This is a genomic window from Halanaerobium saccharolyticum subsp. saccharolyticum DSM 6643 (assembly GCF_000350165.1).
GTDB lineage: Bacteria > Bacillota > Halanaerobiia > Halanaerobiales > Halanaerobiaceae > Halanaerobium > Halanaerobium saccharolyticum.
On sequence record NZ_CAUI01000005.1, the window covers coordinates 94,376 to 115,863 of the forward strand.

Consider the following 21,488-nt stretch of genomic DNA (forward strand, 5'->3'; position numbering starts at 1 on the left):
ATGGCAAAATTAAACAGAGAAAAAGCTGAAAAGAAAATAAAAGCTTTAAGAGAAAAAATAAGAGAACATGAATATAAATATTTTGTTTTAGATGATCCTTCAATTTCAGATGCTGAATTTGATCAGATGATGCAGAAATTAATTAAATTAGAAGCAGATTTTCCAGAATTAATAACTGAAGATTCTCCTACCCAACGGGTTGGAGGAGAAGTTTTAGATGAATTTAAAAAAGTTGAACACTCAGCTACAATGCTTAGTTTAGATAATGCTTTTGATAAAAGAGATTTAAGAGATTTTGATAATAGAGTCCAAAAAAACCTTAATGGTGAAGATTATCAATATGTTGTTGAACACAAGATTGATGGTCTTTCTGCAGTAATGCGTTACAATAATGGGAGTTTTGAACTGGGAGCTACTCGTGGAAACGGAGAAGTGGGTGAAGATATCACCAAAAATATGAAGACAATTCGCTCTCTCCCCTTAAAAATTGAAGAAAAAGCAGAAATGGAACTCAGAGGAGAAATTTATTTAGCAAAAAGTGAATTTCAGCGTTTAAATGAAGAAAGATTAGAAAATGATGAATCTCCCTTTGCTAATCCCAGGAATGCAGCTGCAGGTTCAGTTAGACAATTAGATAGTAAAATTGCAGCTCAGCGCAGTTTATCTATTTTAATCTATGACCTTATTTCCCATTCAGAAAGAGAGTTTGAAACTCATCTTGAAGTTTTTTCTTATTTAAGAGAACAGGGTTTTAAGGTTAATTGGCATCAATCTGCTGCTGATATAGAAGCTGTTATAGAAATCTGTGAAAAGTGGCAGGAAGAAAGAGAAGGCCTTGATTTTGAAATTGATGGTTTGGTGATTAAAATAAATAATTTAGCTTTAAGAGAAAAATTAGGATCAACAGCAAGATCACCACGTTGGGCTATAGCCTATAAATTTCCAGCACAGCAGAAGACAACAAAAATAAAAGATATAGAAATTTCTCTTGGACGTACTGGAGCTCTGACTCCAACTGCTATTTTAGAGCCTGTAGAACTTGCGGGATCAACTGTCAGCAGAGCTACTCTCCACAATGAAGATGAAATAAAAAGAAAAGATATTCGTGTTGGAGATACTGTATTGGTGCAGAAGGCAGGAGATATTATACCTGAGGTTATAAAAGTGATTAAAGAAGATCGTGATGGCTCTGAAAAAGAGTTTAAGATGCCTGAAAATTGTCCTGTCTGCGGCAGTGAGGTAATTAGACCTGAGGGAGAAGCGGTTAGCCGTTGTACTAATATCAGCTGTCCTGCTCAGCGAAAGGAAAGTATTCTTCATTTTGTATCAAGAGATGCTATGAATATTGATGGAGTCGGGCCAGCTTTAATTGAGCAGCTGCTTAACAACAATTTGATTGAAGACTATGCTGATTTATATTTTCTCAAACAAAGTCACCTTAAAGATTTAGAGCGAATGGGAGAAAAGTCTTCACAAAATGTGATAGAAGCAATTGAAGCAAGTAAAGAGCGAGAATTTTTAAGAGTTCTTTATGCCTTAGGTATTAGACATGTTGGAATTGGAGCAGCTAGAATTTTGGCTAAAAACTTTGATTCAATTGAACAAATTAAAGAGGCTACAGCTGAAGAACTGGAAGATATTGATGAAATTGGACCTGTAATAGCAGAAAGTATTGTTGGTTTTTTTCAGGAAAGACATAATAGGGATCTTCTAAGTCGATTAAAACAGGCCGGAATAAGGCTGGAAAAAGAAAATACTGCTGAAAATGAAAAATTTTTAAATGGCCAAAAGTTTGTCTTTACAGGCTCACTTAATAATTACACTCGTTCTGAAGTTAAAGACCTGGTAGAAAAAGCAGGAGGAAGAGCTGTTTCTTCAGTTAGTTCAAAAACAGATTATCTGGTAATTGGAGATAACCCAGGTTCTAAATATGATAAAGCTAAACAATTAGGTGTAGAAATTTTAAGTGAAGCTGAATTCAAAGAAATGATTGAAAAAAAATAATTATCCTAAAGTGAGGAGGAAATTTAAATGATTGATAAAAAAGATGTAGAGTATGCAGCAGATCTAGCAAAGCTTAAACTTGATGAAGATGAAAAAGAAAAATATACAGAGCAAATTGGAGATATTTTAAATTATGTCGATAAGTTAAGTGAACTGGATACAGATGATGTAGTACCGACCGCATATACCGTACCGATGAAAAATGTATTGCGTAAAGATGAGGTCAAAGAATCACTACCTAGAGAAAAATCTCTGGCAAATGCGCCAGATGAAAAAGACGGACAGTTTAGAGCACCCAAAATCATGTCAGATTAAGCAGCTAAGGAGGTAAGATAATCAGATGAATATTTATGATCTAACAATTCACGAATTAAAAGCAAAAATTGCTGCGGGAGAATTGACTCCAGCAGAAATAAAAGAGGCATATAAGGATAGAATAAATCAAGTAGAAAATAAAGTAAAGTCCTATATTACTGTAACTGATAAGTTGGCAGATGAACAACTTAAAGAATATGAAAATAAAAAAGAAGAGATCTTGGCTGGGATTCCAATTGCAGTCAAAGATAATATGTCAACAGATGGAATTAAAACCAGTTGTGGCTCGAAAATGTTGGAAAATTATAACCCACCATATGATGCAACAGTTGTTGAAAAATTAAATGAAGCTGGGGCAGTTATTATGGGTAAAACTAATATGGACGAGTTTGCTATGGGATCTTCCACAGAAAACTCAGCCTTTTTTAATACTCATAATCCCTGGAATTTAAATCATGCGCCCGGTGGCTCGAGTGGAGGTTCAGCAGCAGCAGTTGCTGCAGGAGAGTGTGCAGCAGCATTAGGGTCTGATACAGGTGGGTCAATTAGACAGCCTGCATCTTACTGTGGTGTAGTTGGTTTAAAGCCTACCTACGGCATGGTTTCCCGCTATGGACTGGTTGCTTTTGCTTCTTCTTTAGATCAGATTGGTCCAATTACCAAAGATGTTGAAGATAGCGCAATTTTGATGAATGTAATTGCCGGTCATGATCCAAAGGATTCAACTTCTATAAAAGGAAAAAAAGAAGATTATACTGACTATCTGAAAGAAGATGTTAGCGGTATGAAAATTGGTATTCCGGAAGAGTATTTCAATTTAGATTTTGATCAGGAAGTTAAAGATAGTGTAATGGCAGCTGTCGATAAGCTTAAGGAGGCAGGAGCTGAAGTAGAGACAGTACATATGACAGATGCGTCCTATGCACTGGCAGCTTATTATGTAATTGCACCAGCAGAGGCAAGTTCTAATTTAGCCCGTTATGATGGGGTTCGTTATGGATTACGCAGTGAACAGGCAGCTGATGTCAGTGAGATGTTTACTAATACCCGTCATGAAGGCTTTGGAGATGAGGTTAAAAGAAGAATTATGATTGGAACTTATGCTTTAAGTTCTGGTTATTATGATGCTTATTATCTTAAAGCTCAAAAGGTAAGAACCTTAATTAAAAATGATTTTGATCGTATCTTCAACGATTATGATTTAATTATTACACCAACTGCTCCAACTACAGCAATGGAACTTAATTCTAAAAAGGATCCTTTGGAAATGTATTATTCTGATATTTTCACAGTGCCAATAAATATTGCTGGTGTACCTGCAATGTCTATTCCCTGTGGTTTTGATAGTAATCAGATGCCAATTGGTCTGCAGTTAATTGGACCTCATTTTGGTGAAGGAAAAATTATTCAAGCAGCCTATACTTTAGAAAAATTATTAAATATCAAAGATAAGAAAGCAGAATTATAAATTATTGAGAGAGGTGAAAAAATGTCCACTAAATATGAAACAGTCATTGGACTTGAAGTCCATGTACAGTTAGACACAGATTCGAAAATCTTTTGTGGCTGCAGTACAGAATTTGGTAAAGAGCCAAATGAAAATACATGTCCGGTCTGTCTTGGATTACCAGGAACACTTCCGGTTTTAAATAAAAAAGTAGTTGATTATGCAATTATGGCTGGGCTAGCTCTAAATTGTGAGATAGCAGAATACTCTAAGTTTGATCGTAAAAATTATTTCTATCCTGACTTACCTAAAGCCTATCAGATTTCTCAGTTTGATCTGCCTGTTGCAGAACATGGAAATATTGAAATTGAAACTGAGGCGGGGCTCTTTAATATAGGAGTAACTAGAGTTCACTTAGAGGAAGATGCAGGCAAATTGATCCATGAGGGAAGTATTGATAATTCAAAAGGTAGTTTAGTAGATTATAATAGAACTGGAGTACCTTTGATTGAGATTGTTAGTGAACCGGATATGAGAACTCCAGCTCAGGCAAAAGCTTATTTAACTGAGCTAAAAATGATTATGGAGTATCTTGATGTTTCTGACTGTAACATGGAAGAGGGTTCACTGCGCTGTGATGCCAATGTTTCACTACGTCCGGTAGGACAAAAAGAGTTTGGTACCAGAGCAGAGCTTAAAAATATGAACTCCTTTAGTGCTGTAGAAAAAGGTTTAGAATATGAAGTTAAAAGACAGCGCGAAATCCTCGAAGAAGGAGGAAAAGTTGTTCAGGAGACAAGAACCTGGGATGAATCTTTAAATAAAACAATTTCTATGCGGGGTAAAGAAGCAGCTCATGATTATCGCTATTTCCCTGAGCCAGATTTAGTTCCTTTAGAAATTGATGAAGCCTGGAAAGAAGAAATCAGACAGCAGATTCCAGAACTTCCTCGTGAAAAATATAAGCGTTTTATAGCTGAATTAGGACTGCCAGAATATGACGCTGGTGTTTTAACGGGTGATAAAGATCTTGCTGTTTTCTTTGAAGAAGTACTGAAAGATTACGATGACCCTAAAAACTTGAGTAACTGGATGATGGGAGAATTTTTAAGGTTATTAAATGAAAATAGTCAGTCTCCATTTGAAACTGGGGTAAGCCCGATTAATTTAGCGAAAATGCTAAAAATGATAGATGAAGATATTATTAGTGGTAAGATTGCTAAAGAAGTCTTTGAAAAAATGTACAAAAGCGGTAATGATCCGGAAACTATTGTTGAAGAGGAAGGCTTAAAACAGATTAGTGATCAGGATGAGCTGGAAAATATCGTTGATGGCATTATTGAGGATAATCCAGATGCAGTTGAAGATGTTAAGAATGGTAAAGATAGAGCAATCGGATTTTTAGTAGGTCAGGTAATGAAAGAAACAAGAGGTAAAGCAAACCCTGGTCTGGTAAATCAAATGCTTAGAAACAAATTAATGGATTAAAAAAATTAAATAGAATTAAATCAAAAAGAATTAACTTAATTATTAGCTGGCTTCCAGCTATTTAAAATCTGGAAGCCAGTAAAAATTAAAGCTGAATTAATAGTAATTATTTTGAAGGGTGATTTTTTTGAATATTAAAAATATAAAAGAAAAAATAAAAAATAGAATACCTGGACCAACACGAATTCAGCATTATTTTTCAGTTTTAGTTCCTTTGATAGAAATTAATGGAGAAACACATTTAATTTATGAACTAAGATCGCAAAATCTAAAATCACAACCGGGAGAAATTTCTTTTCCAGGCGGAAGGGTAGAAAGAGGTGAAGAATTTTCGCAGGCAGCAGTCAGAGAATGTAGTGAGGAACTTTTAATTCCAGAATCAAAAATTGAGTTAATTGGCGAAACTGATTATTTGATAACTCCCTTTAATTTTTTGATTTATGCCTTTGTTGGAGAAATTAAAGTTGATACAATTAAAGAAATAAAGGTTAATAACTATGAGGTTGAAGAAATTTTTACAGTTCCTCTCGAATTTTTTCTTGAGCATGAAGCTGAAAAATATGCGGCTGTTTTAAAAAGCGAATTTGATCAAGATTTTCCCTATCATCTTTTACCACAGGGGGAAAAATATAATCCACGTCAGGGAGATTATCAAATCTATTTTTATCGTTACCAGAATCGAGTTATTTGGGGGATTACAGCAGAAATAACTAAATCTTTTATTGATATTTTAAAACATTGACTTGTTTTTTCATTTGTATAAATAAGGTGTTTTGTCTTCAATATTATAAATAATCAGGGAGTAATTAATATAATTAGAGGCAAAGGGGTTGAATAATTATGAATCAATTAATTTTTGCAGCCAGCTGGTCACCATATCTTATTGGAACCCTAATAGGTATTTTAAGTTGGGTTTCTTTTATAGTTTCTAAGAAACCTTTAGGTACTTCTACTTCCTATGCTCGGGCTTCAGCTAGATTGGGATCTATTTGTTGTGGAGATGCTGTTTTGGATTGGAAATATTATCAAAAATATAAACCTGAACTTGAATGGCAGTCGATGTTGGTGATAGGTATTGTAATTGGTAGTTTTATTTCAGCTATTATTTCTGGAGAATTTAATCTAACTTTTATACCGGCAACTGAATTTGAGTCAATCTTAAACCAGAATGTACTGGGGAGGATATTTTCTGCTTTTACTGGTGGAATTTTGTTGGGGTTTGGGGCTCGCTTAGCAGGTGGATGTACCAGCGGTCATGGTATAAGTGGAGCCTTTCAACTTAGTATTGCCAGCTGGATAAGTTTGATTTCGTTTTTCGTTGGTGGCGCTGCAGCTGCATTTTTAATTCTTTAATTAGGGCAGGTGAATATAAATGGAAAGCAAAACTAGATTACTGAAAGGTCTGGGTACAGGAATTATTTTTGGTTTTTTACTCCAGCGTGGTGGAGTGACAGATTATAATGTATTGGTTGGCCAGCTCCTTTTAGAAGATTTTACTGTTGCTAAGATTATTTTGACAGCTATAGTTGTTGGAATGGTCGGTGTTCATTTTTTAAGTGATAGAGATATTATTAAATTGAAGCCAAAATCTGGTTCTCTGAAGCGTACGCTTTCAGGAGGACTAATTTTTGGAGTTGGATTTGCTTTACTTGGTTATTGTCCTGGTACTATTGCTGGAGCAATTGGCCAGGGAAGCATAGATGCTCTTATTCCAGGACTGCTTGGAATTTTCACAGGTTCATTTTTATTTGCTGCTTTTTATGAGAAATTTAGTAATTCAATAGATAAAGATAAATTTAAGGTTGATACACTGCCTGAACTTTTTAAGGTTAATCACTGGAAAGTCATTATTCCTTTATCTACTGTGATAATTATTTTTTTAGTCTGGCTCGAAGTTATAGGTTTTTAAGATGGATTTTGAAATAGCTTTAACTCTAATAATTCTGGCAGCTACAATAATATTATTTATAACTGAGACTTTTCGGGTAGATATAATTGCGATAATGGTGATGTTAACTTTAGGTTGGACAGGACTCATTAGCCCTGCAGAGGCTTTTTCAGGTCTTTCTAGTAATGCCGTGATAGCTATAATTGCAATTATGATCATAGGTTATGGGATGGAACAGTCTGGAGTGATGCAGAAGATAACTAAACCGCTGCTTGCTGTTTCTGGAAAAAACGAGAAGAGGTTAACAGTAATTCTCTCTCTTGCCTCCGGGGCTTTATCTGGATTAATGCAGAATATTGGTGTAATAGCATTATTTTTGCCTGTTGTCAGGAAAATGACTAGAAAGTTAAATTTATCTTTAAGAAAAGTTTTGATGCCGGTCGGTTTTGCAGTTATTCTTGGGGGAAATCTAACTATGGTTGGAGCGGGCAATTTAATTATTCTTAATGATCTTTTACTTCAGCAGGGTTCAGAACCTTTTAATTTATTTGCTGTATTTCCGATTGGGATTGTGGTTTTATTATTTGGAATTACTTATTTTTATATCTTTGGAGGTCTTCTGCTGCCTAAAGCTGAAAAAAAGGAAGAAAATTTTTTGGAAAGACAGCAGAAATTGATTGCAAATTGGGATCTCTCAACTAAAGCTCATAATTATATAATATCTGAAAAATCTATGCTTTTAAATAAGACTCTCGAAGAGTCAAAATTATGGGCAGATTATAATCTTTATCTGCTTGCTTTAAAAGAAAATAATGATATCTCATATGCCCCCTGGCGCTTTACCAGATTTGCTGCTGGTCAGGAACTGATTATTATGGGAGAAGAAGCTGATTTGCATAATTTTGCGGAAGATTATAATTTAATTTCAAAAGAAGAATGCGAGCACTGTTTAAATCATCGTGAGCTGGAAGATACAGCTTTTGCTGAGCTTATGATACCGCCTCGTTCTGAGTTGACAGGGAAATCGATTAGAGATATTGCAGTTAGAAAAAATTATTTTGTTAATCCTATCTACTTAATTCGGGGAAAAAAAGAAATCGGAGATGATTTTTCTGATTTAACTTTAAGACCAGGAGATACATTGGTTGTCTATGGTCCAAATCAGAATATAAGGAATTTGAAAAAAGAAAATGAACTTATTTTATTGACTGCTCTGCCAAACAAGGATTCTGAAGCTAACAAACCTTTTTTGGCAATTGGATCATTCCTACTTTCAATTTTATTAATAATTTTAGGTTTTAATTTAGGCTTAGCTTTTTTTACGGGAGCAGTTCTTATAATTTTATCTGGAATTGTAAAACCTAATGAAATTTATCAAGCAGTTGATTGGAAAACAGTTTTTTTGCTGACAGGTTTAATTCCTTTGGGAATAGCTATGGAGAATACCGGTGCTGCTAGTTATTTAGCTAATTTGATGATTATGCCGCTCAAAAATGGCCCAGTCTTTTTAATACTTTTAGCTGTTGCTCTGCTGGCCAGTATTTTTACATTATTTATGTCAAATGTTGCTGCTACAGTTGTGCTGGTCCCGTTGGTAATGATAATTGGAAATCAAATGGGAATTTCTCCCAGAGGACTTGCTCTATTGGCTGCCGTTTCGGCTTCTAATTCATTTATATTACCAACTCATCAGGTTAATGCCTTTTTTATGTCGGCAGGCGATTATAAGAGTAGTGATTATCTGAAAGCTGGAAGCTTTTTGTCATTTATTTATATTTTTATTGCAAGTTTGATTATTTATTTATTTTACATTTAAAAAATTAACACAATAGGAGTGGTAATTTATGTTATTTGAAAAAATTAAGTCACCAGGGCTTGCCCATATTTCTTATTTGATTGGTGATAAAAATCAAGCTGTTGTTATTGATCCAAGAAGAGATATTGATATTTATTTAGAAAAAGCTGTTGAAGCTGGCTATAAAATCACTAAAATTTTTGAAACCCACCGTAATGAGGATTATCTTATTGGCTCAACTGAATTGAAAGCCAAGACTGGAGCTGAAATCTGGCATGCAGATCAGAAACTTGCTTATCAATATGGAAATCCGGTTCAGGATGGTCAGAAATTTAAAGTAGGAAGTTTGAAGTTAGAAGCTATGCATACTCCAGGTCATACTCCTGGCTCAATGAGTTATGTACTTTATGGTTATGAAGGGGATCCCTGGATGGTGTTTACTGGAGATGCTCTTTTTGCAGGTGATGTAGGTAGAATTGATTTTTTGGGTGAGGAAAATTTGAAAAAAACAGGAAGCTGGTTGTATGATTCTATTTTTAATAAAATACTTCCCTTAGGTGATGAGGTTATTCTTTGTCCTGCTCATGGAGCTGGATCAGTTTGTGCCTCAGCTATTGCTGAAAGGGAAATGACAACTGTTGGGATAGAAAGAAAATTGAATCCTAAACTTCAGGTTGATAACAAGGAAGAATTTATCGAGTTAGTTGGTAAAATGCTTGAATATCCACCCTATTTTGAAAATATGGAAGAATCAAATTTAACTGGGCGAGAGCTTTTAGCTAATCATCAAAAACCAGCTGCTCTTTCAGCTGCTGAATTTGCTGAAGCTATGGATAATGAAGATACTTTTATTATAGATGTTAGAATGGAAGTTAGCTATGCATCAGCTCATGTTCCTGGATCAATTTCTATTCCACTTCAGAATCTACCGAGTTTTGTTGGTTGGTTTATTCCAACAGGAGCAAAAATTTTACTGGTTACAGAAGGTGAATATCCAGAAAAAGCTATTCGAGATTTATATAGGACTGGTTATGACAATATACTTGGTTATTTAGGTGGTGGGATAATCAACTGGCATATGGCTGGTAAAAAAAGTGAGTCTGTTAAGACAGTTACTGTTGATAAACTATGTAACTTACTAGATACTGAGTCTGGGAAGCACTTTATTCTGGATATTCGATCAGAAGATGAACTTGAAGAAGAAGGTGAAATTCAGGATGCAGAGAATATTCATCTAACTCAGCTGCCTGAACACTATGACCAGTTACCTGAAGATAAACCTATTTATATATTCTGTGGCAGTGGTTTAAGATCTATGACTGCAGCAAGCTTATTAAAAAATGAAGGTTTTATTAATCAAAAAGTAGTATTAGGTGGGTTAATTGCCTGGAATTCAACTACTTGTCCAATTGTTTAGTAATTAAAAAAATAATACGTAAAAATTAAGTGGCCCCTTGGGGCCACTTTTAATATTACTTTTTGCAAATGCTGAAGTATATTTGTTAAAAGTTTCTTAAATTAACTTGACTTTTTTTAAACTATATCGTATTATTTAGATAAAGCTTAATAAATGGAGGTAAGGCGAATGCCTTTTTTTACAAATGATAATGCCGAAGAGGTTTTAGAAGATAATTTAAAAATGTTAGAAGAAGAAGCTGACTTACTTAAGGCTCTGGCTCATCCAATTCGTTTAGCAATTGTTAAGGGGCTGATGAAAGAGGAAGGATGTAATGTTTCTGAAATGCAGAAATGTTTAAATATTCCTCAGTCAACACTTTCTCAACATCTTGCTAAACTAAGAGAATCAGAGATTTTAAGTAGTGAACGTAATGGTTTGGAAAGAAATTATTATGTAATTGATGAGCAGGCAAAAAAAATTATTAAAGTACTAAGCAATTTAAAACTAGGATTATAATCTTAAATTATAGGGGGACCCATTTGGGTTCCTTTAAATTTTATTTAATAACTTTTTTTTTCCATTTCGTTATAAATTCTTTTAAATTTAAATCTCAACCAGATAGAAGCAGGTATAATACTAACAGCTTCTGAAATAGGAAAAGCAAACCAAAGGTATTCTAAACCAAACCATTGACCTAATAAATACATAACAGGGAGCAGCACAATTATTTGTCTTAAAAAAGAAAAGAATAAGCTTGGGAATCCATTACCCAGAGCCTGAAAAGTTGTGGAAATAATTATTGCTGGCCCTATTATAGGAAAAGCAATACTAATTTTTTTAAGTGTATTAGTTCCAATGCGAAGCAGCTCCGGATCGTTATTAAACATTTTGATGAGTAATTCAGGTACACTTTGAAAAATAATAAAACCTGTAGTTGTAAATATAACAGCAACTAAAAGAGCAGATTTAAAAGTCTTTTTCATTCTGTTTGGATTATTATGGCCATAATTATAACCAATGATCGGCATAAAGCCTTGATTAAGACCAAATACTGGCATAAAAACAAAAGACTGTAATCTGAAATAGATACCAGCAGCGGCAATTGCTGTACTGCCAAAGCCAGCAAGTATTTTATTCATTCCTCCCAGCATAAAACTGGCTAAAAACTGCATAACCATAGCGGGAAAGCCTACAACATAAATATCTTTTATTATCTGAAAGTTGAAAGAAAAATCTTTTAAAGAAATTTTCAATTCATTTTTCTTACTAAACAGAAGTATATGAATTAAGAATGCACCACTTATTATTCTTGCTGCAACTGTAGCAATTGCCGCCCCAGCTACTCCCATTTCAGGAAAAATCCAAAGACCATAAATTAAAAAAGGGTCTAAAATAATGTTAAGAATTGAGCCAATTAACATTGCTACCATAGGAGTGAAAGTGTTACCCTCACCTCGAAGTATATTATTACTGATCATAGGAAAGAACATAGCAATAGAACCCATAAGTATAATTTTTATATATTCACTTCCCATTTTAATTAAATTAATTTCATTAGTAAATAATTGCAATATTTGATCTGAAAAGAAAAAACCAAAAGCAGCAACTATAATTCCATAAAATAAAGAAAGCATAATACTATGTTCTGCTGCATTAACAGCAGCATGTTTATTATTTTCTCCTAATCTTCTTGAGATTAATGAACTGGCACCTACTCCTGTTCCGACTCCAATGCCGATTAGAATAATTTGAATTGGGAAAGCTAAAGAAAGAGCAGAAAGAGCATCAGTACTAATTCTGCCGACATAAACACTGTCAACTACGTTGTATAAAGCTTGAATTGCCATTGCTATAATTGATGGTATAGAGAGCCTCATTAATAGGGGAATTATCGGCTCTGTACCAAGTTTTTGAGAATTGCTTTGCATTTTACTTCCTCCATTGATTATTATTTTAAATATGTGGTTAAATAAGAAATTAAAGGGATACTGAAGCCAGCCATTAGAGTAGATAAAAATAGGCATTCAGCTGCAAAAATATAATTACCCTCATATCTTTCTGCAAAAATAACTCCATTGGCAGCAGCAGGCATTGCTATCTGTAAAATTAAAATAGTTCTTATCGGATCAGAAATATTGAAATAATTTAAAATTATAAGAGCAGCAGCAGGAATTATTAATAACTTTAAAGTTGAGTAAGCAATAATATTTAAATCTTTGAAAATACCCCAGATCTTAATTTGTGCCAGGCCACTGCCAATAACCAGCATCGAAAGTGGAAAAGTAGCCTCTGCAAGCATATTTACAGCATTCATGATTAAATTCGGAAGTTTGAGACCTGTGAGCATTAAAAATAAACCAATAATAATTGCAATCACACCATTATTAAAAATATCTCTTAAATTAATTTTCTTCGATTCATTCCCTCTTAAAAAAAGGTTGGCGCCATAGGTCCATAAAAAAATATTAAAGACAACAACTCCGATCGAGCCGAAGAAAATCCCATTTTCTGGGAAGATAACATCTATCACTGGTAGTCCCATATAACCAACATTGCCAAAAATTAAGAAAAATTTTAAAACAATTTTTTTATCTCTGGAAATAGAAAAAGATTTAGAAATAATTGAAGCAAGTAGTATTAAAATCAAATAAAAAGCAATCCAGTATAGAAATAAATCGGTAAAATTATCTAGCATTTTAGCAGTAATATCAATCTGGAGTGAAGAAATTAACATTGCAGGAATGATTAAATCCAAAAGTAGTTTAGATATTGCACCAGTTTCTTTCTTGTCAAGATGCTTGCTGCGTCTGAGAAAATAACCAACAGCAATGAGTAGGAATAATGATATGATTTGAGTTATTACAACCTGAAAATTCAAAGAACTGCCCCCTATTATAGTATTCTAAACTTAAGAAACTAATCAAAGCAAATAATTAATTTTCAACCAGAGTTAAATTTATTTCTAATTGATAAATATTCTATCAAATAATTTTACCATAGAAGTATTAACCTGTAAAGCTGGCTTGATAAGCAGGAAGTTTTTGTGATAAACTTTACACGTATGAGATATTAATAATAATTATTATAAAGGAGTGCAAATTTTGAAAAAAGGTGAGATTAAAATTTTTAAAATCGATGATTTAGCTCACGGGGGAGATGGAGTGGCCAGAGCTGAAAATGGCATGGCTGTGTTTATTTCTCTGACCTTGCCTGGGGATCTGGTTAAAGCAAAAATAACTAAAATAAAAAAAGACTATGCTTTTGCTAAATTAATAAAAGTAATTGAAGCTGGATCAGGGAGAATTGAAGCCCCTTGTCCTGTATATAATGAATGTGGAGGCTGTCAGCTGCAGCATATTGATTATCAAAAAGAGTTGGAATTTAAACATAATAATATAAAACAGCTAATTAATAGGATAGCAGGTATTGAAAAATTTGAATTAAAGGATGTGCTGGCAGCAGATGATGATTTTCGCTATCGTAATAAGGCTCAATTCCCCTTAAAGTTAGACGAAAATGATCAAATTACTGCTGGTTTTTATAAAAGAGGAAGTCATGATATAGTTCCAAATCATGACTGTTTGATTCAGCATCCCTTAATTAATAGAATTTTAAGAGTAACTTTAGAAGAATTAAATAAATTTCAATTGAGTGTATATAATGAAAATAATCTTCGAGGTTTATTGAGGCATCTAGTTATTAGAGTAGGAACCTGCACTAATCAAGGACTGCTTGTTATGGTAACTAATGGGGACGATTTTATTGATAAGAACTTAATTGCAAAAACTTTAATGCGTAAAATACCTGAGTTAAAAGGAGTAGTTCAAAATATAAATAATGAGGACACAAATGTGATTTTTGGTAAAGAAGATATACTTTTAGCAGGTGAGAATAAAATTACAGAATATATTGGGCAGACTGCTTATCTGATTTCTGCTAGATCATTTTTTCAGGTAAATACTATGCAGGCTAAAAAATTATATGATACTGCAGCAAAATATCTTGGTAATGATCGCAGCGCCAAAGTGATTGATGCTTTTTCTGGTACAGGAAGCATTGCCCTTTATCTGGCAGATAAGGCCGAAAAAATATATGCAGTGGAATCTTTGGAATCGGCTGTAAAAGATGCTGAAAAAAATGCTAAATTAAATAATATTAATAATGTGGAATTCAAAGAAGGTTTGGTTGAAGAAGAACTTTCAGAACTGCTGGAAAAAGAAGAAATCGATAGCATAATATTTGATCCACCCCGTAAAGGCTTGGACGAAAAAACAGTTGATTTATTATTAGCAAGTTCCATTAAAAAAATAATATATATATCCTGCAACCCAGCTACCCAGGCAAGAGATTTGAAAAAATTAAAGGAAAAATATAATTTAGTCAAAATTCAACCTGTAGATTTATTTCCTCAAACTTATCATATAGAATCTGTAGCCTTATTAGAATTGAATAATTAAATTTAAATGATAGTTTTTGTTTTTATCTAAAAGAGCTGTAAATTAATAACTTGCTAAAGTACTTTAATTTATGATATATTATTATAAAGTTGGATTTATTTTTTAAAGAATAAAGTTACTCCACATTTGGAGGTTATATTATGAATTTATTTTTATTGATTATCTTTGTCTTGGTTGGTATTGCAGGACTATTTTATAATGTTGATTCTGGAGTGTTTATTGGCTTAGGATTAATTCCGTGGCAAATATTAAAAATTAAACTAAAGCGTAAGTTTGTATTAACCGCTATTATTCTTAGTTCTGCTGCAGGTCTTGGATATTTTGTTTATTATTCAAAGTGGTTAATTGCTGTCTTATTTATTTTCATTCAGCTTTATAATTATTGGGGTTATTTAAATATAGTAAATGAATAGTTAAGCATAAAATTTTAAAATTATATATGAAGGAGGAAGAAAAATGCCGACATATTTATATGAGTGTGAAAATTGTGGTAGATTCGAAGAATTTCAAAATATTAAAGATGAGGCCTTAGAAAATTGTCCCCAATGTGGTGGAGAAGTAAAAAGAATTATTGGCGCTCCTGGGGTTATTTTTAAGGGGTCAAATTTTTATGTAAATCAAGATAATAGTTCTACTAAGGACAAAAAAACTAACAGTGAAAAAGTTTCCTAAATATCTTTTTAATGTACTAAAAATATAACAGTACATTTTTATTGAAGAAAATTATTTTATAAGCCGGCCTTAGTGCCGGTTTTAATTTTTATCTGTTAATAATGAAAGAGGGAAAAAAATGACAATTGTAGCTGCAAAAAAATGTTATAGTTATCAGGCCGATGAATTAGCAGAAAAGTTAGACTTTTTACTGGCAGAACTTGGAGGTTTAGATAATTTTATTAAAGCTGGAGATAAGGTTTTATTTAAAACCAATCTTTTAATGGGAAAGGCTCCAGAGGCAGCCGTGACTACTAATCCAGAGTTCATCAGAGCTCTTGCTAAAAAGGTTAAAGAACTAGGGGCAGAGGTAATTATAGCTGACAGCCCTGGCGGACCTTTCAATGATAAATTGCTAAAAAGGGCTTATCAAAAATCTGGACTTTATGAAATGGCAGCTGAAGAAAATATAAAATTAAATTATAATACTGATTCAAAAAGGCAGGAATACAAAGAAGGTAAGATTAATAAATCTTTTCAGCTGGCATCTTATTTAGAAGAAGCTGATTTAGTTATTAATTTACCTAAATTAAAGACTCATGGTTTAACAATGTATACTGGTGGAGTTAAAAATCTTTTTGGATGTATTCCAGGAGTTTTAAAAGCAGAGTATCATTTAAGAATGCAGTCAGTTTATGATTTTTCTCGAATGTTGAATGATCTGGCAGCTCTTGTTGCACCAGAATTAACAATTATGGATGCAGTTGTTGGTATGGAAGGAGAAGGACCTTCAAATGGAAAACCGAGAGAATTCAATTATTTGTTTGCTTCTACCTCTCCTTATTATTTAGATCTTGCAGCTGTTAGACTTCTGGGAATTAAGCCTGAGGAAAAAGTCCCATCAATAAAAGCTGCACTAGAAGATAATATTATAAAGAAAGAACAATTGAAAGTTAGAGGGAATAAAGTAACACCACTAAATGAGGTTGAAATTCCAAAGATTGAAAAGGAAAACAACTTACTTGATGGAAGAATGCCAGAGTTCATGTCAGATATATTAGAAAAATTATTGCGGCCTAAACCGGTTTTTAAAGAAGATAATTGTGTTGGCTGTAGAACCTGTGCTGAAAATTGTCCCCCTGATGCCATAAACATGATTGATAATTTCCCGGAAGTAAATTTAGATGAATGCATTCGATGCTTTTGCTGTCAGGAGCTATGTCCTTATGATGCAGTAGATATCAAATATCCACTGCTTGCTAAATTGTTTTTTTCAAATTAATGGAGGTTTAAGATATAATGAAGATTGGAGTAATTTCAGATACACATCTGCCTAATGCAGGTGCTGGTTTTCCAGAAATTTTGATTGAGAAATTAAAAAAAGTTGATTTAATTATTCATGCAGGAGATCATTGTGAGGAAAGATATTTAGATAAATTAAAATCAATTGCAGAAGTTAAAACAGTTGCTGGTAACAGAGATAGTCATCAGTTGAAAAGAAAATTAAAAGATAAAATAACTTTTGAAGCAGCTGGCAAAAAAATTTCTGTGATTCACGGACATCAGTTTAGAGGCAAAAATATACTCCAGGGTTTAAATTATACTTTTAATGATAGCGATATTATTGTTTTTGGGCATACGCATCGCCCATTTAATGAGCGATTTAGTGATAAATTATTTTTTAATTCAGGCTCACCAACTGATAAACGCCTGGAAAAAAACTATACATTTGGTATAATAGAGATTGAAGAAGAAATTAAAGCTGAAATTAAAATTTTGAAGGAGGAATCTTAATGTCAGTAGAAGCTACAGCACAAAGGTTGAAGAAAAAGTTGGAAAACTCGGATGAATATCAAAATTATTTAGAATTGCGAAAAAAGGTAATGGCAAAAGAAGGTTCTAAAAAAATGCTGCTTGATTATCAAAATTTAATGATGGAAATGCAGACCAAGCGAATGTCCGGAGAAGAATTAAGTGAAGAAGATAAAGAAAGACTGCAAAATCTGCAGAATTTTATTGAAATTAACAATAATGTTAAAAAATATTTAGAAGCGGAATATAATGTGAGCAAAATGATAAATGATGTTCAAAAAACAATATTTTCTGACATAGAAGTCGGTATTCCAGAAGAAGAACTAAAAAATGAAGAAAATGAATCTGAAGAATAATCAAAATCAGATTTTTAGATTATTTAATAAAAAAGCATCCCCTTTTGAGGATGCTTTTAAAATCTTTTCTTTATTTAAATGTTGAAAATATTGATTTATTAAAAATTAAACTTCCTGTACTTCTTCAACACCGTCAACATTTTCTTTTAGTGTTCTTTCAATACCATTTTTTATGGTCATGGTTGACATTGGGCAACCACTACAGGCACCTAAAAGCTTAACTTTAACAATACCATCTTCAGTTACTTCAACTAATTCAACATCTCCACCATCAGCTTGTAGACTGGGTCTAATTTTATCGATATATTTTTGTACTTCTTCTTTCATAACTGCACCTCCTAAATTAACATTTGATTATATTATACAAAAAAACTCAAGATTTTACAAGCATAAATTTAAAGGAATGATTTAAATGTCTAATTTTGTTCATCTCCATAATCATACTGCTTTTAGCCTTTTAGATGGGGCAATAAGAGTTGATTCATTAATAAGAAAAAGCAAAGAGTATGATATGCCAGCTGTCGCAATAACTGATCATGGAGTACTCTATGGAATGATTGATTTTTATAGAAAAGCTAAAAAAGAAAACATTAAACCTATTATAGGAGTAGAACTTTATTTAAGTCCCGGGAGTCGTTTTGAAAAAAATAGAAAAAGATATCATTTGGTACTGCTGGCCAAGAATAAAAAAGGATATCATAATTTAATTCAGCTGGTATCAAAAGCATGGCTGGAAGGATTTTATTATAAACCGCGAGTTGATAAAGAATTACTGGCAGAGTATAGTGATGGCTTAATTTGTCTTTCTGCTTGTGTTCAAGGTGAAATCCCACAACTTTTAATTAAGGGCAATTATGATCTTGCTAAAAAAGCAGTTTCTGATTATCATGCTATTTTTGGTAAAGAAAATTTCTTTTTAGAGCTGCAAAACCATAACTTACAGAAGGAAAAAGAAGCTGCTCAAGGATTATTGAAAATAAGTCGAGAAGAGAACATTCCAACAGTTGTTACAAATGATTGTCACTATTTAAATAAAGAAGATGCAGAATTACAGGATATTTTATTAGCTTTACAAACAGGAACTACTATTGCTGATGAGAATCGGATGACTTTTACAGGTGAAGAATTTTATTATAAATCACCGGAAGAAATGTCAAAACTTTTTCCTGATTTAGATTCTGCTTATCAAAATACTATTAAAATTGCGGATAGAGTCGAAGTTGATCTAGATTTTAATCATTTTTATCTTCCTGATTACCCTGATTTAGGTGAAGAAAAAAGCCCTGAAGATTTATTGAAAAAATTATGTCTTAAAGGTCTTAAAGTAAAGGGGATGAAATCAAATCAAGAAGCAATTGATAGACTAAAATATGAGCTAGAAATTATTTTTAAGATGGGTTATGCTGCCTATTTTTTAATTGTTTATGATTTTGTTAAATATGCGGAGGATAATGGAATAATGGTTGGCCCAGGTAGAGGTTCGGCTGCGGGGAGTTTAGTAGCTTATCTTTTAAATATCACAAAAGTTAATCCCTTAAAATATGGTCTTATCTTCGAACGTTTTTTGAATCCAGAGCGAGTAACAATGCCTGATATTGATATAGATTTTGATGAAAATAGAGATCAAATTATTGAATATGTTAAAAAAAGATATGGAACTGAAAGAGTAGCACAAATTGGAACTTTTGGAACTATGGCAGCAAGGGCTGCAGTTAGAGATGTGGGGCGAGCACTTGCTATTCCTTATGGAAAAGTTGATAAAGTAGCAAAGTTAATTTCTTCTCGTAAAGGAATTGAACAATCCTTAAAAGATCAGAAGAAGCTGCAGGAACTTTATCATAATGATGGAGAAATTAAAGAGTTAATTGATTATGCTAGAGGAGTTGAAGGTCTGCCCCGACACATTTCAACTCATGCAGCCGGTGTTATAATTGGCGCTGAGCCTTTGGCCCAAATTGTGCCTTTGCAGAAGCAGGATGAAAGTGTAATTACTCAGCTGCCGATGGGAGATTTGGAAGCGCTAGGCCTTTTAAAAATGGATTTTTTAGGTTTAAGAAATTTAACAGTAATTAAAAATACTTTACAATTAATTGAAGAGCATCGTGGCAAGAAAATTGATATTGACAATATCCCGCTTGATGATAGTGAAGTATATAAGTTTTTGGGTACTGGTAAAACAGCCGGAGTCTTCCAAATGGAATCTTATTTATTTCAATCCTTAAATAAAAAAATGCAGCCTGATTGTTTTAATGATTTAATTGCTATGCTAGCTCTGGGAAGACCGGGACCATTAGGTAGTAATATTGTGGATGATTTTATCGCTATTAGACATGGTGAAAAAGAAGCAGAATATTTACATCCGAAATTAAAACCTATTTTAAAAGAAACTTTTGGGATGATTTTATATCAAGAGCAGGTTATGGAGATTGCAAGTACGGTGGCTGGATACAGTATGGGCGAAGCTGATCTTTTGCGGCGGGGAATGGGCAAGAAAAAATTAAAGTTGGTTGCATCCGAAAGAGAAAAGTTTGTAAATGGGGCAGTCGAGCGTGGTCTAAAAGAAGAAACTGCTCAGGAAATTTTTGATCAGATGGAATATTTTGCGGGCTATGGCTTTAATAAATCACATTCTACTGCTTATGCCTTTTTGGCTTATCAAACTGCTTATTTGAAATATCATTATCCAGCTGATTTTATGTCTGCTTTATTTTCGTCTGTTATGGGAAACCAGGATAAAATTGCTGATTATATTAAAGCTTCACGAGAAATTAACTTAGAAATTTTGGCACCAAATATTAATAAGAGCTATCATAATTTCACAGCTGAAGCTGATAATAAAATTCGGTATGGACTAAAAGCAATCAAAAATGTAGGCTCTTCTGCTATTGAAGCAATAGTAAAAGCAAGAAAAGATGAAGAATTTTCTTCTTTAATTGATTTTTTGAAAAGAGTCGATATCTCTACAATCAATATTCAAAGTTTGGAAGCATTTATTAAAGCAGGCGCCTTTGATGAAATTGCTGAAAGTAGGGCATCAATGCTTTTAAATTATGAAGAGCTTTATAACAAATATAATAATTTATCTAAAAATAGGGCTCAAGGACAACAGTCATTTGCAGAATTATTTAATGATGAGAATCAATTTATGGAAGAAGATCTCAATTATACCGAAGTAGAAGAATTGAAAACCGAAACTATTCTTGAGCAGGAAAAAGAATTTTTAGGGATTTACCTTTCTGCTCATCCTTTAGATCAGTACAAAGAAAAATTGAAAGATTTAAAAGCTTATACTATTGAGAGAGCACTTAATATTTCAGAAGAAAAAAAAGTATTGGTTGCTGCTTATTTGATAAATTATAAAGAGCATATAACAAAGCGTAATAATAAAATGGCTTTTTTAACTGTAAGTGATCAACAAGAAAAAATAGAAGTCATAGTTTTTTCTGATTTATTTAGAAAGATAAACTTTGATCTGCTTGAAAATCGAGCACTTTTAGTTTATGGCAAAAAAAGTGAAGGACAGATTATTGCTAAAAAAATTATATCGCTTAAAGATGATTTGCTTCTCATAGATATTTCTGAGTTTTCACAAAAAAGAATGATTAAATTAAAGAAATACTTATTAAAAAAAGAAGGTGATGTATCTGTTCTCTTGAAAAGAAATAATAGGCTGATAATTACAGCTGATAAATATAATATAGATAGCAGTCAGCAGACAAAGGATGAGTTAGCAAAAGCTCTGAAAAAATCAAAATACCAATATATTTAATAAATATTCGTTATACTTTTTTGACTTATGTTCATTAATCTGAGAAAAAAATCGCAATCTTTTAATATATTATGACAAATTTCTTGACAATGCTTTTTGGCTTATTA

Annotated in this window: 20 protein-coding genes; 17 read left to right on the forward strand and 3 right to left on the reverse strand. The window is 32.8% G+C overall.

From position 1 onward, the window contains the following. The 10 genes from ligA to HSACCH_RS00960 all read left to right on the forward strand — a co-directional run bounded on the left by ligA (position 1) and on the right by HSACCH_RS00960 (position 10,852). Positions 1-2,004: an NAD-dependent DNA ligase LigA gene (gene ligA / locus HSACCH_RS00915; protein ID WP_005487157.1), complete on the forward strand. Its 2,004-nt coding sequence runs from the start codon at positions 1-3 to the stop codon at positions 2,002-2,004. 27 nt (positions 2,005-2,031) lie between these two features. Beyond that, positions 2,032-2,319, forward strand: coding sequence for an Asp-tRNA(Asn)/Glu-tRNA(Gln) amidotransferase subunit GatC (gene gatC / locus HSACCH_RS00920; RefSeq protein WP_005487158.1), 288 nt, complete (start codon positions 2,032-2,034; stop codon positions 2,317-2,319). Positions 2,320-2,344: 25 nt separating this feature from the next. Then, positions 2,345-3,787, forward strand: a complete 1,443-nt coding sequence (gatA, locus tag HSACCH_RS00925) for an Asp-tRNA(Asn)/Glu-tRNA(Gln) amidotransferase subunit GatA (RefSeq protein WP_005487159.1) — start codon at positions 2,345-2,347, stop codon at positions 3,785-3,787. A 21-nt stretch (positions 3,788-3,808) separates the two neighbouring features. Continuing rightward, positions 3,809-5,254, forward strand: a complete 1,446-nt coding sequence (gene gatB / locus HSACCH_RS00930) for an Asp-tRNA(Asn)/Glu-tRNA(Gln) amidotransferase subunit GatB (protein WP_005487160.1) — start codon at positions 3,809-3,811, stop codon at positions 5,252-5,254. 118 nt (positions 5,255-5,372) lie between these two features. Next, positions 5,373-5,996, forward strand: a complete 624-nt coding sequence (locus HSACCH_RS00935; protein WP_235043976.1) for an NUDIX hydrolase — start codon at positions 5,373-5,375, stop codon at positions 5,994-5,996. A 98-nt stretch (positions 5,997-6,094) separates the two neighbouring features. Then, positions 6,095-6,607: a YeeE/YedE thiosulfate transporter family protein gene (locus tag HSACCH_RS00940; RefSeq protein WP_005487162.1), complete on the forward strand. Its 513-nt coding sequence runs from the start codon at positions 6,095-6,097 to the stop codon at positions 6,605-6,607. Between the two features lie 19 nt (positions 6,608-6,626). Further along, the gene (locus HSACCH_RS00945; RefSeq protein ID WP_005487163.1) at positions 6,627-7,163 is read left to right on the forward strand and encodes a DUF6691 family protein; all 537 of its coding nucleotides are present in this window, start codon (positions 6,627-6,629) and stop codon (positions 7,161-7,163) included. 1 nt (position 7,164) lies between these two features. Continuing rightward, positions 7,165-8,958: an SLC13 family permease gene (locus tag HSACCH_RS00950; RefSeq protein WP_005487166.1), complete on the forward strand. Its 1,794-nt coding sequence runs from the start codon at positions 7,165-7,167 to the stop codon at positions 8,956-8,958. Between the two features lie 28 nt (positions 8,959-8,986). Next, positions 8,987-10,354, forward strand: a complete 1,368-nt coding sequence (locus HSACCH_RS00955) for an MBL fold metallo-hydrolase (RefSeq protein WP_005487167.1) — start codon at positions 8,987-8,989, stop codon at positions 10,352-10,354. Between the two features lie 168 nt (positions 10,355-10,522). Then, complete coding sequence (locus HSACCH_RS00960) at positions 10,523-10,852, forward strand: ArsR/SmtB family transcription factor (protein ID WP_005487168.1); 330 nt, start codon at positions 10,523-10,525, stop codon at positions 10,850-10,852. A gap of 44 nt (positions 10,853-10,896) precedes the next feature. Here HSACCH_RS00960 and HSACCH_RS00965 read toward each other — a convergent pair whose 3' ends face one another. After that, positions 10,897-12,264 (reverse strand): MATE family efflux transporter, encoded by a 1,368-nt coding sequence (locus tag HSACCH_RS00965; protein ID WP_005487169.1) that lies wholly within the window; start codon positions 12,262-12,264, stop codon positions 10,897-10,899. A gap of 20 nt (positions 12,265-12,284) precedes the next feature. Then, a complete protein-coding gene (locus HSACCH_RS00970) occupies positions 12,285-13,214 on the reverse strand; it encodes an AEC family transporter (RefSeq protein WP_005487170.1) in 930 nt (309 codons plus the stop codon). A 214-nt stretch (positions 13,215-13,428) separates the two neighbouring features. On the opposite strand from HSACCH_RS00970, the gene rlmD reads away from it, so the two are divergent. The 6 genes from rlmD to HSACCH_RS01000 all read left to right on the forward strand — a co-directional run bounded on the left by rlmD (position 13,429) and on the right by HSACCH_RS01000 (position 17,612). Further along, positions 13,429-14,793: a 23S rRNA (uracil(1939)-C(5))-methyltransferase RlmD gene (rlmD, locus tag HSACCH_RS00975; protein ID WP_407635715.1), complete on the forward strand. Its 1,365-nt coding sequence runs from the start codon at positions 13,429-13,431 to the stop codon at positions 14,791-14,793. Between the two features lie 140 nt (positions 14,794-14,933). After that, positions 14,934-15,206, forward strand: coding sequence for a hypothetical protein (locus HSACCH_RS00980; protein WP_005487172.1), 273 nt, complete (start codon positions 14,934-14,936; stop codon positions 15,204-15,206). Between the two features lie 43 nt (positions 15,207-15,249). Then, the gene (locus HSACCH_RS00985; RefSeq protein ID WP_005487174.1) at positions 15,250-15,465 is read left to right on the forward strand and encodes an FmdB family zinc ribbon protein; all 216 of its coding nucleotides are present in this window, start codon (positions 15,250-15,252) and stop codon (positions 15,463-15,465) included. A 118-nt stretch (positions 15,466-15,583) separates the two neighbouring features. Continuing rightward, positions 15,584-16,726, forward strand: a complete 1,143-nt coding sequence (locus tag HSACCH_RS00990) for a DUF362 domain-containing protein (protein WP_005487175.1) — start codon at positions 15,584-15,586, stop codon at positions 16,724-16,726. Positions 16,727-16,743: 17 nt separating this feature from the next. Beyond that, the gene (locus HSACCH_RS00995) at positions 16,744-17,238 is read left to right on the forward strand and encodes a YfcE family phosphodiesterase (protein WP_005487176.1); all 495 of its coding nucleotides are present in this window, start codon (positions 16,744-16,746) and stop codon (positions 17,236-17,238) included. After that, a complete protein-coding gene (locus HSACCH_RS01000) occupies positions 17,238-17,612 on the forward strand; it encodes a YlbF family regulator (protein WP_005487178.1) in 375 nt (124 codons plus the stop codon). The genes HSACCH_RS00995 and HSACCH_RS01000 overlap by 1 nt, the downstream gene beginning before the upstream one ends. Positions 17,613-17,717: 105 nt before the next feature. On the opposite strand, the gene HSACCH_RS01005 is transcribed toward HSACCH_RS01000, so the two are convergent. Then, complete coding sequence (locus HSACCH_RS01005; protein ID WP_005487181.1) at positions 17,718-17,939, reverse strand: NifU family protein; 222 nt, start codon at positions 17,937-17,939, stop codon at positions 17,718-17,720. A gap of 85 nt (positions 17,940-18,024) precedes the next feature. Between HSACCH_RS01005 and HSACCH_RS01010 the strand changes: the two genes are divergently transcribed. Further along, on the forward strand, positions 18,025-21,381 hold the full coding sequence (locus HSACCH_RS01010; protein WP_005487183.1) for a DNA polymerase III subunit alpha: 3,357 nt from the start codon (positions 18,025-18,027) through the stop codon (positions 21,379-21,381). Positions 21,382-21,488 lie beyond the last annotated feature (107 nt).

Bases quoted from the DNA above. Each gene is read 5' to 3' on its own strand.
- ligA (WP_005487157.1), top strand. From the start codon at position 1: ATGGCAAAATTAAACAGAGAAAAAGCTGAAAAGAAAATAAAAGCTTTA.
- gatC (WP_005487158.1), top strand. From the start codon at position 2,032: ATGATTGATAAAAAAGATGTAGAGTATGCAGCAGATCTAGCAAAGCTT.
- gatA (WP_005487159.1), top strand. From the start codon at position 2,345: ATGAATATTTATGATCTAACAATTCACGAATTAAAAGCAAAAATTGCT.
- gatB (WP_005487160.1), top strand. From the start codon at position 3,809: ATGTCCACTAAATATGAAACAGTCATTGGACTTGAAGTCCATGTACAG.
- HSACCH_RS00940 (WP_005487162.1), top strand. From the start codon at position 6,095: ATGAATCAATTAATTTTTGCAGCCAGCTGGTCACCATATCTTATTGGA.
- HSACCH_RS00945 (WP_005487163.1), top strand. From the start codon at position 6,627: ATGGAAAGCAAAACTAGATTACTGAAAGGTCTGGGTACAGGAATTATT.
- HSACCH_RS00950 (WP_005487166.1), top strand. From the start codon at position 7,165: ATGGATTTTGAAATAGCTTTAACTCTAATAATTCTGGCAGCTACAATA.
- HSACCH_RS00955 (WP_005487167.1), top strand. From the start codon at position 8,987: ATGTTATTTGAAAAAATTAAGTCACCAGGGCTTGCCCATATTTCTTAT.
- HSACCH_RS00960 (WP_005487168.1), top strand. From the start codon at position 10,523: ATGCCTTTTTTTACAAATGATAATGCCGAAGAGGTTTTAGAAGATAAT.
- HSACCH_RS00965 (WP_005487169.1), bottom strand. From the start codon at position 12,264: ATGCAAAGCAATTCTCAAAAACTTGGTACAGAGCCGATAATTCCCCTA.
- HSACCH_RS00980 (WP_005487172.1), top strand. From the start codon at position 14,934: ATGAATTTATTTTTATTGATTATCTTTGTCTTGGTTGGTATTGCAGGA.
- HSACCH_RS00985 (WP_005487174.1), top strand. From the start codon at position 15,250: ATGCCGACATATTTATATGAGTGTGAAAATTGTGGTAGATTCGAAGAA.
- HSACCH_RS00990 (WP_005487175.1), top strand. From the start codon at position 15,584: ATGACAATTGTAGCTGCAAAAAAATGTTATAGTTATCAGGCCGATGAA.
- HSACCH_RS00995 (WP_005487176.1), top strand. From the start codon at position 16,744: ATGAAGATTGGAGTAATTTCAGATACACATCTGCCTAATGCAGGTGCT.
- HSACCH_RS01000 (WP_005487178.1), top strand. From the start codon at position 17,238: ATGTCAGTAGAAGCTACAGCACAAAGGTTGAAGAAAAAGTTGGAAAAC.
- HSACCH_RS01005 (WP_005487181.1), bottom strand. From the start codon at position 17,939: ATGAAAGAAGAAGTACAAAAATATATCGATAAAATTAGACCCAGTCTA.
- HSACCH_RS01010 (WP_005487183.1), top strand. From the start codon at position 18,025: ATGTCTAATTTTGTTCATCTCCATAATCATACTGCTTTTAGCCTTTTA.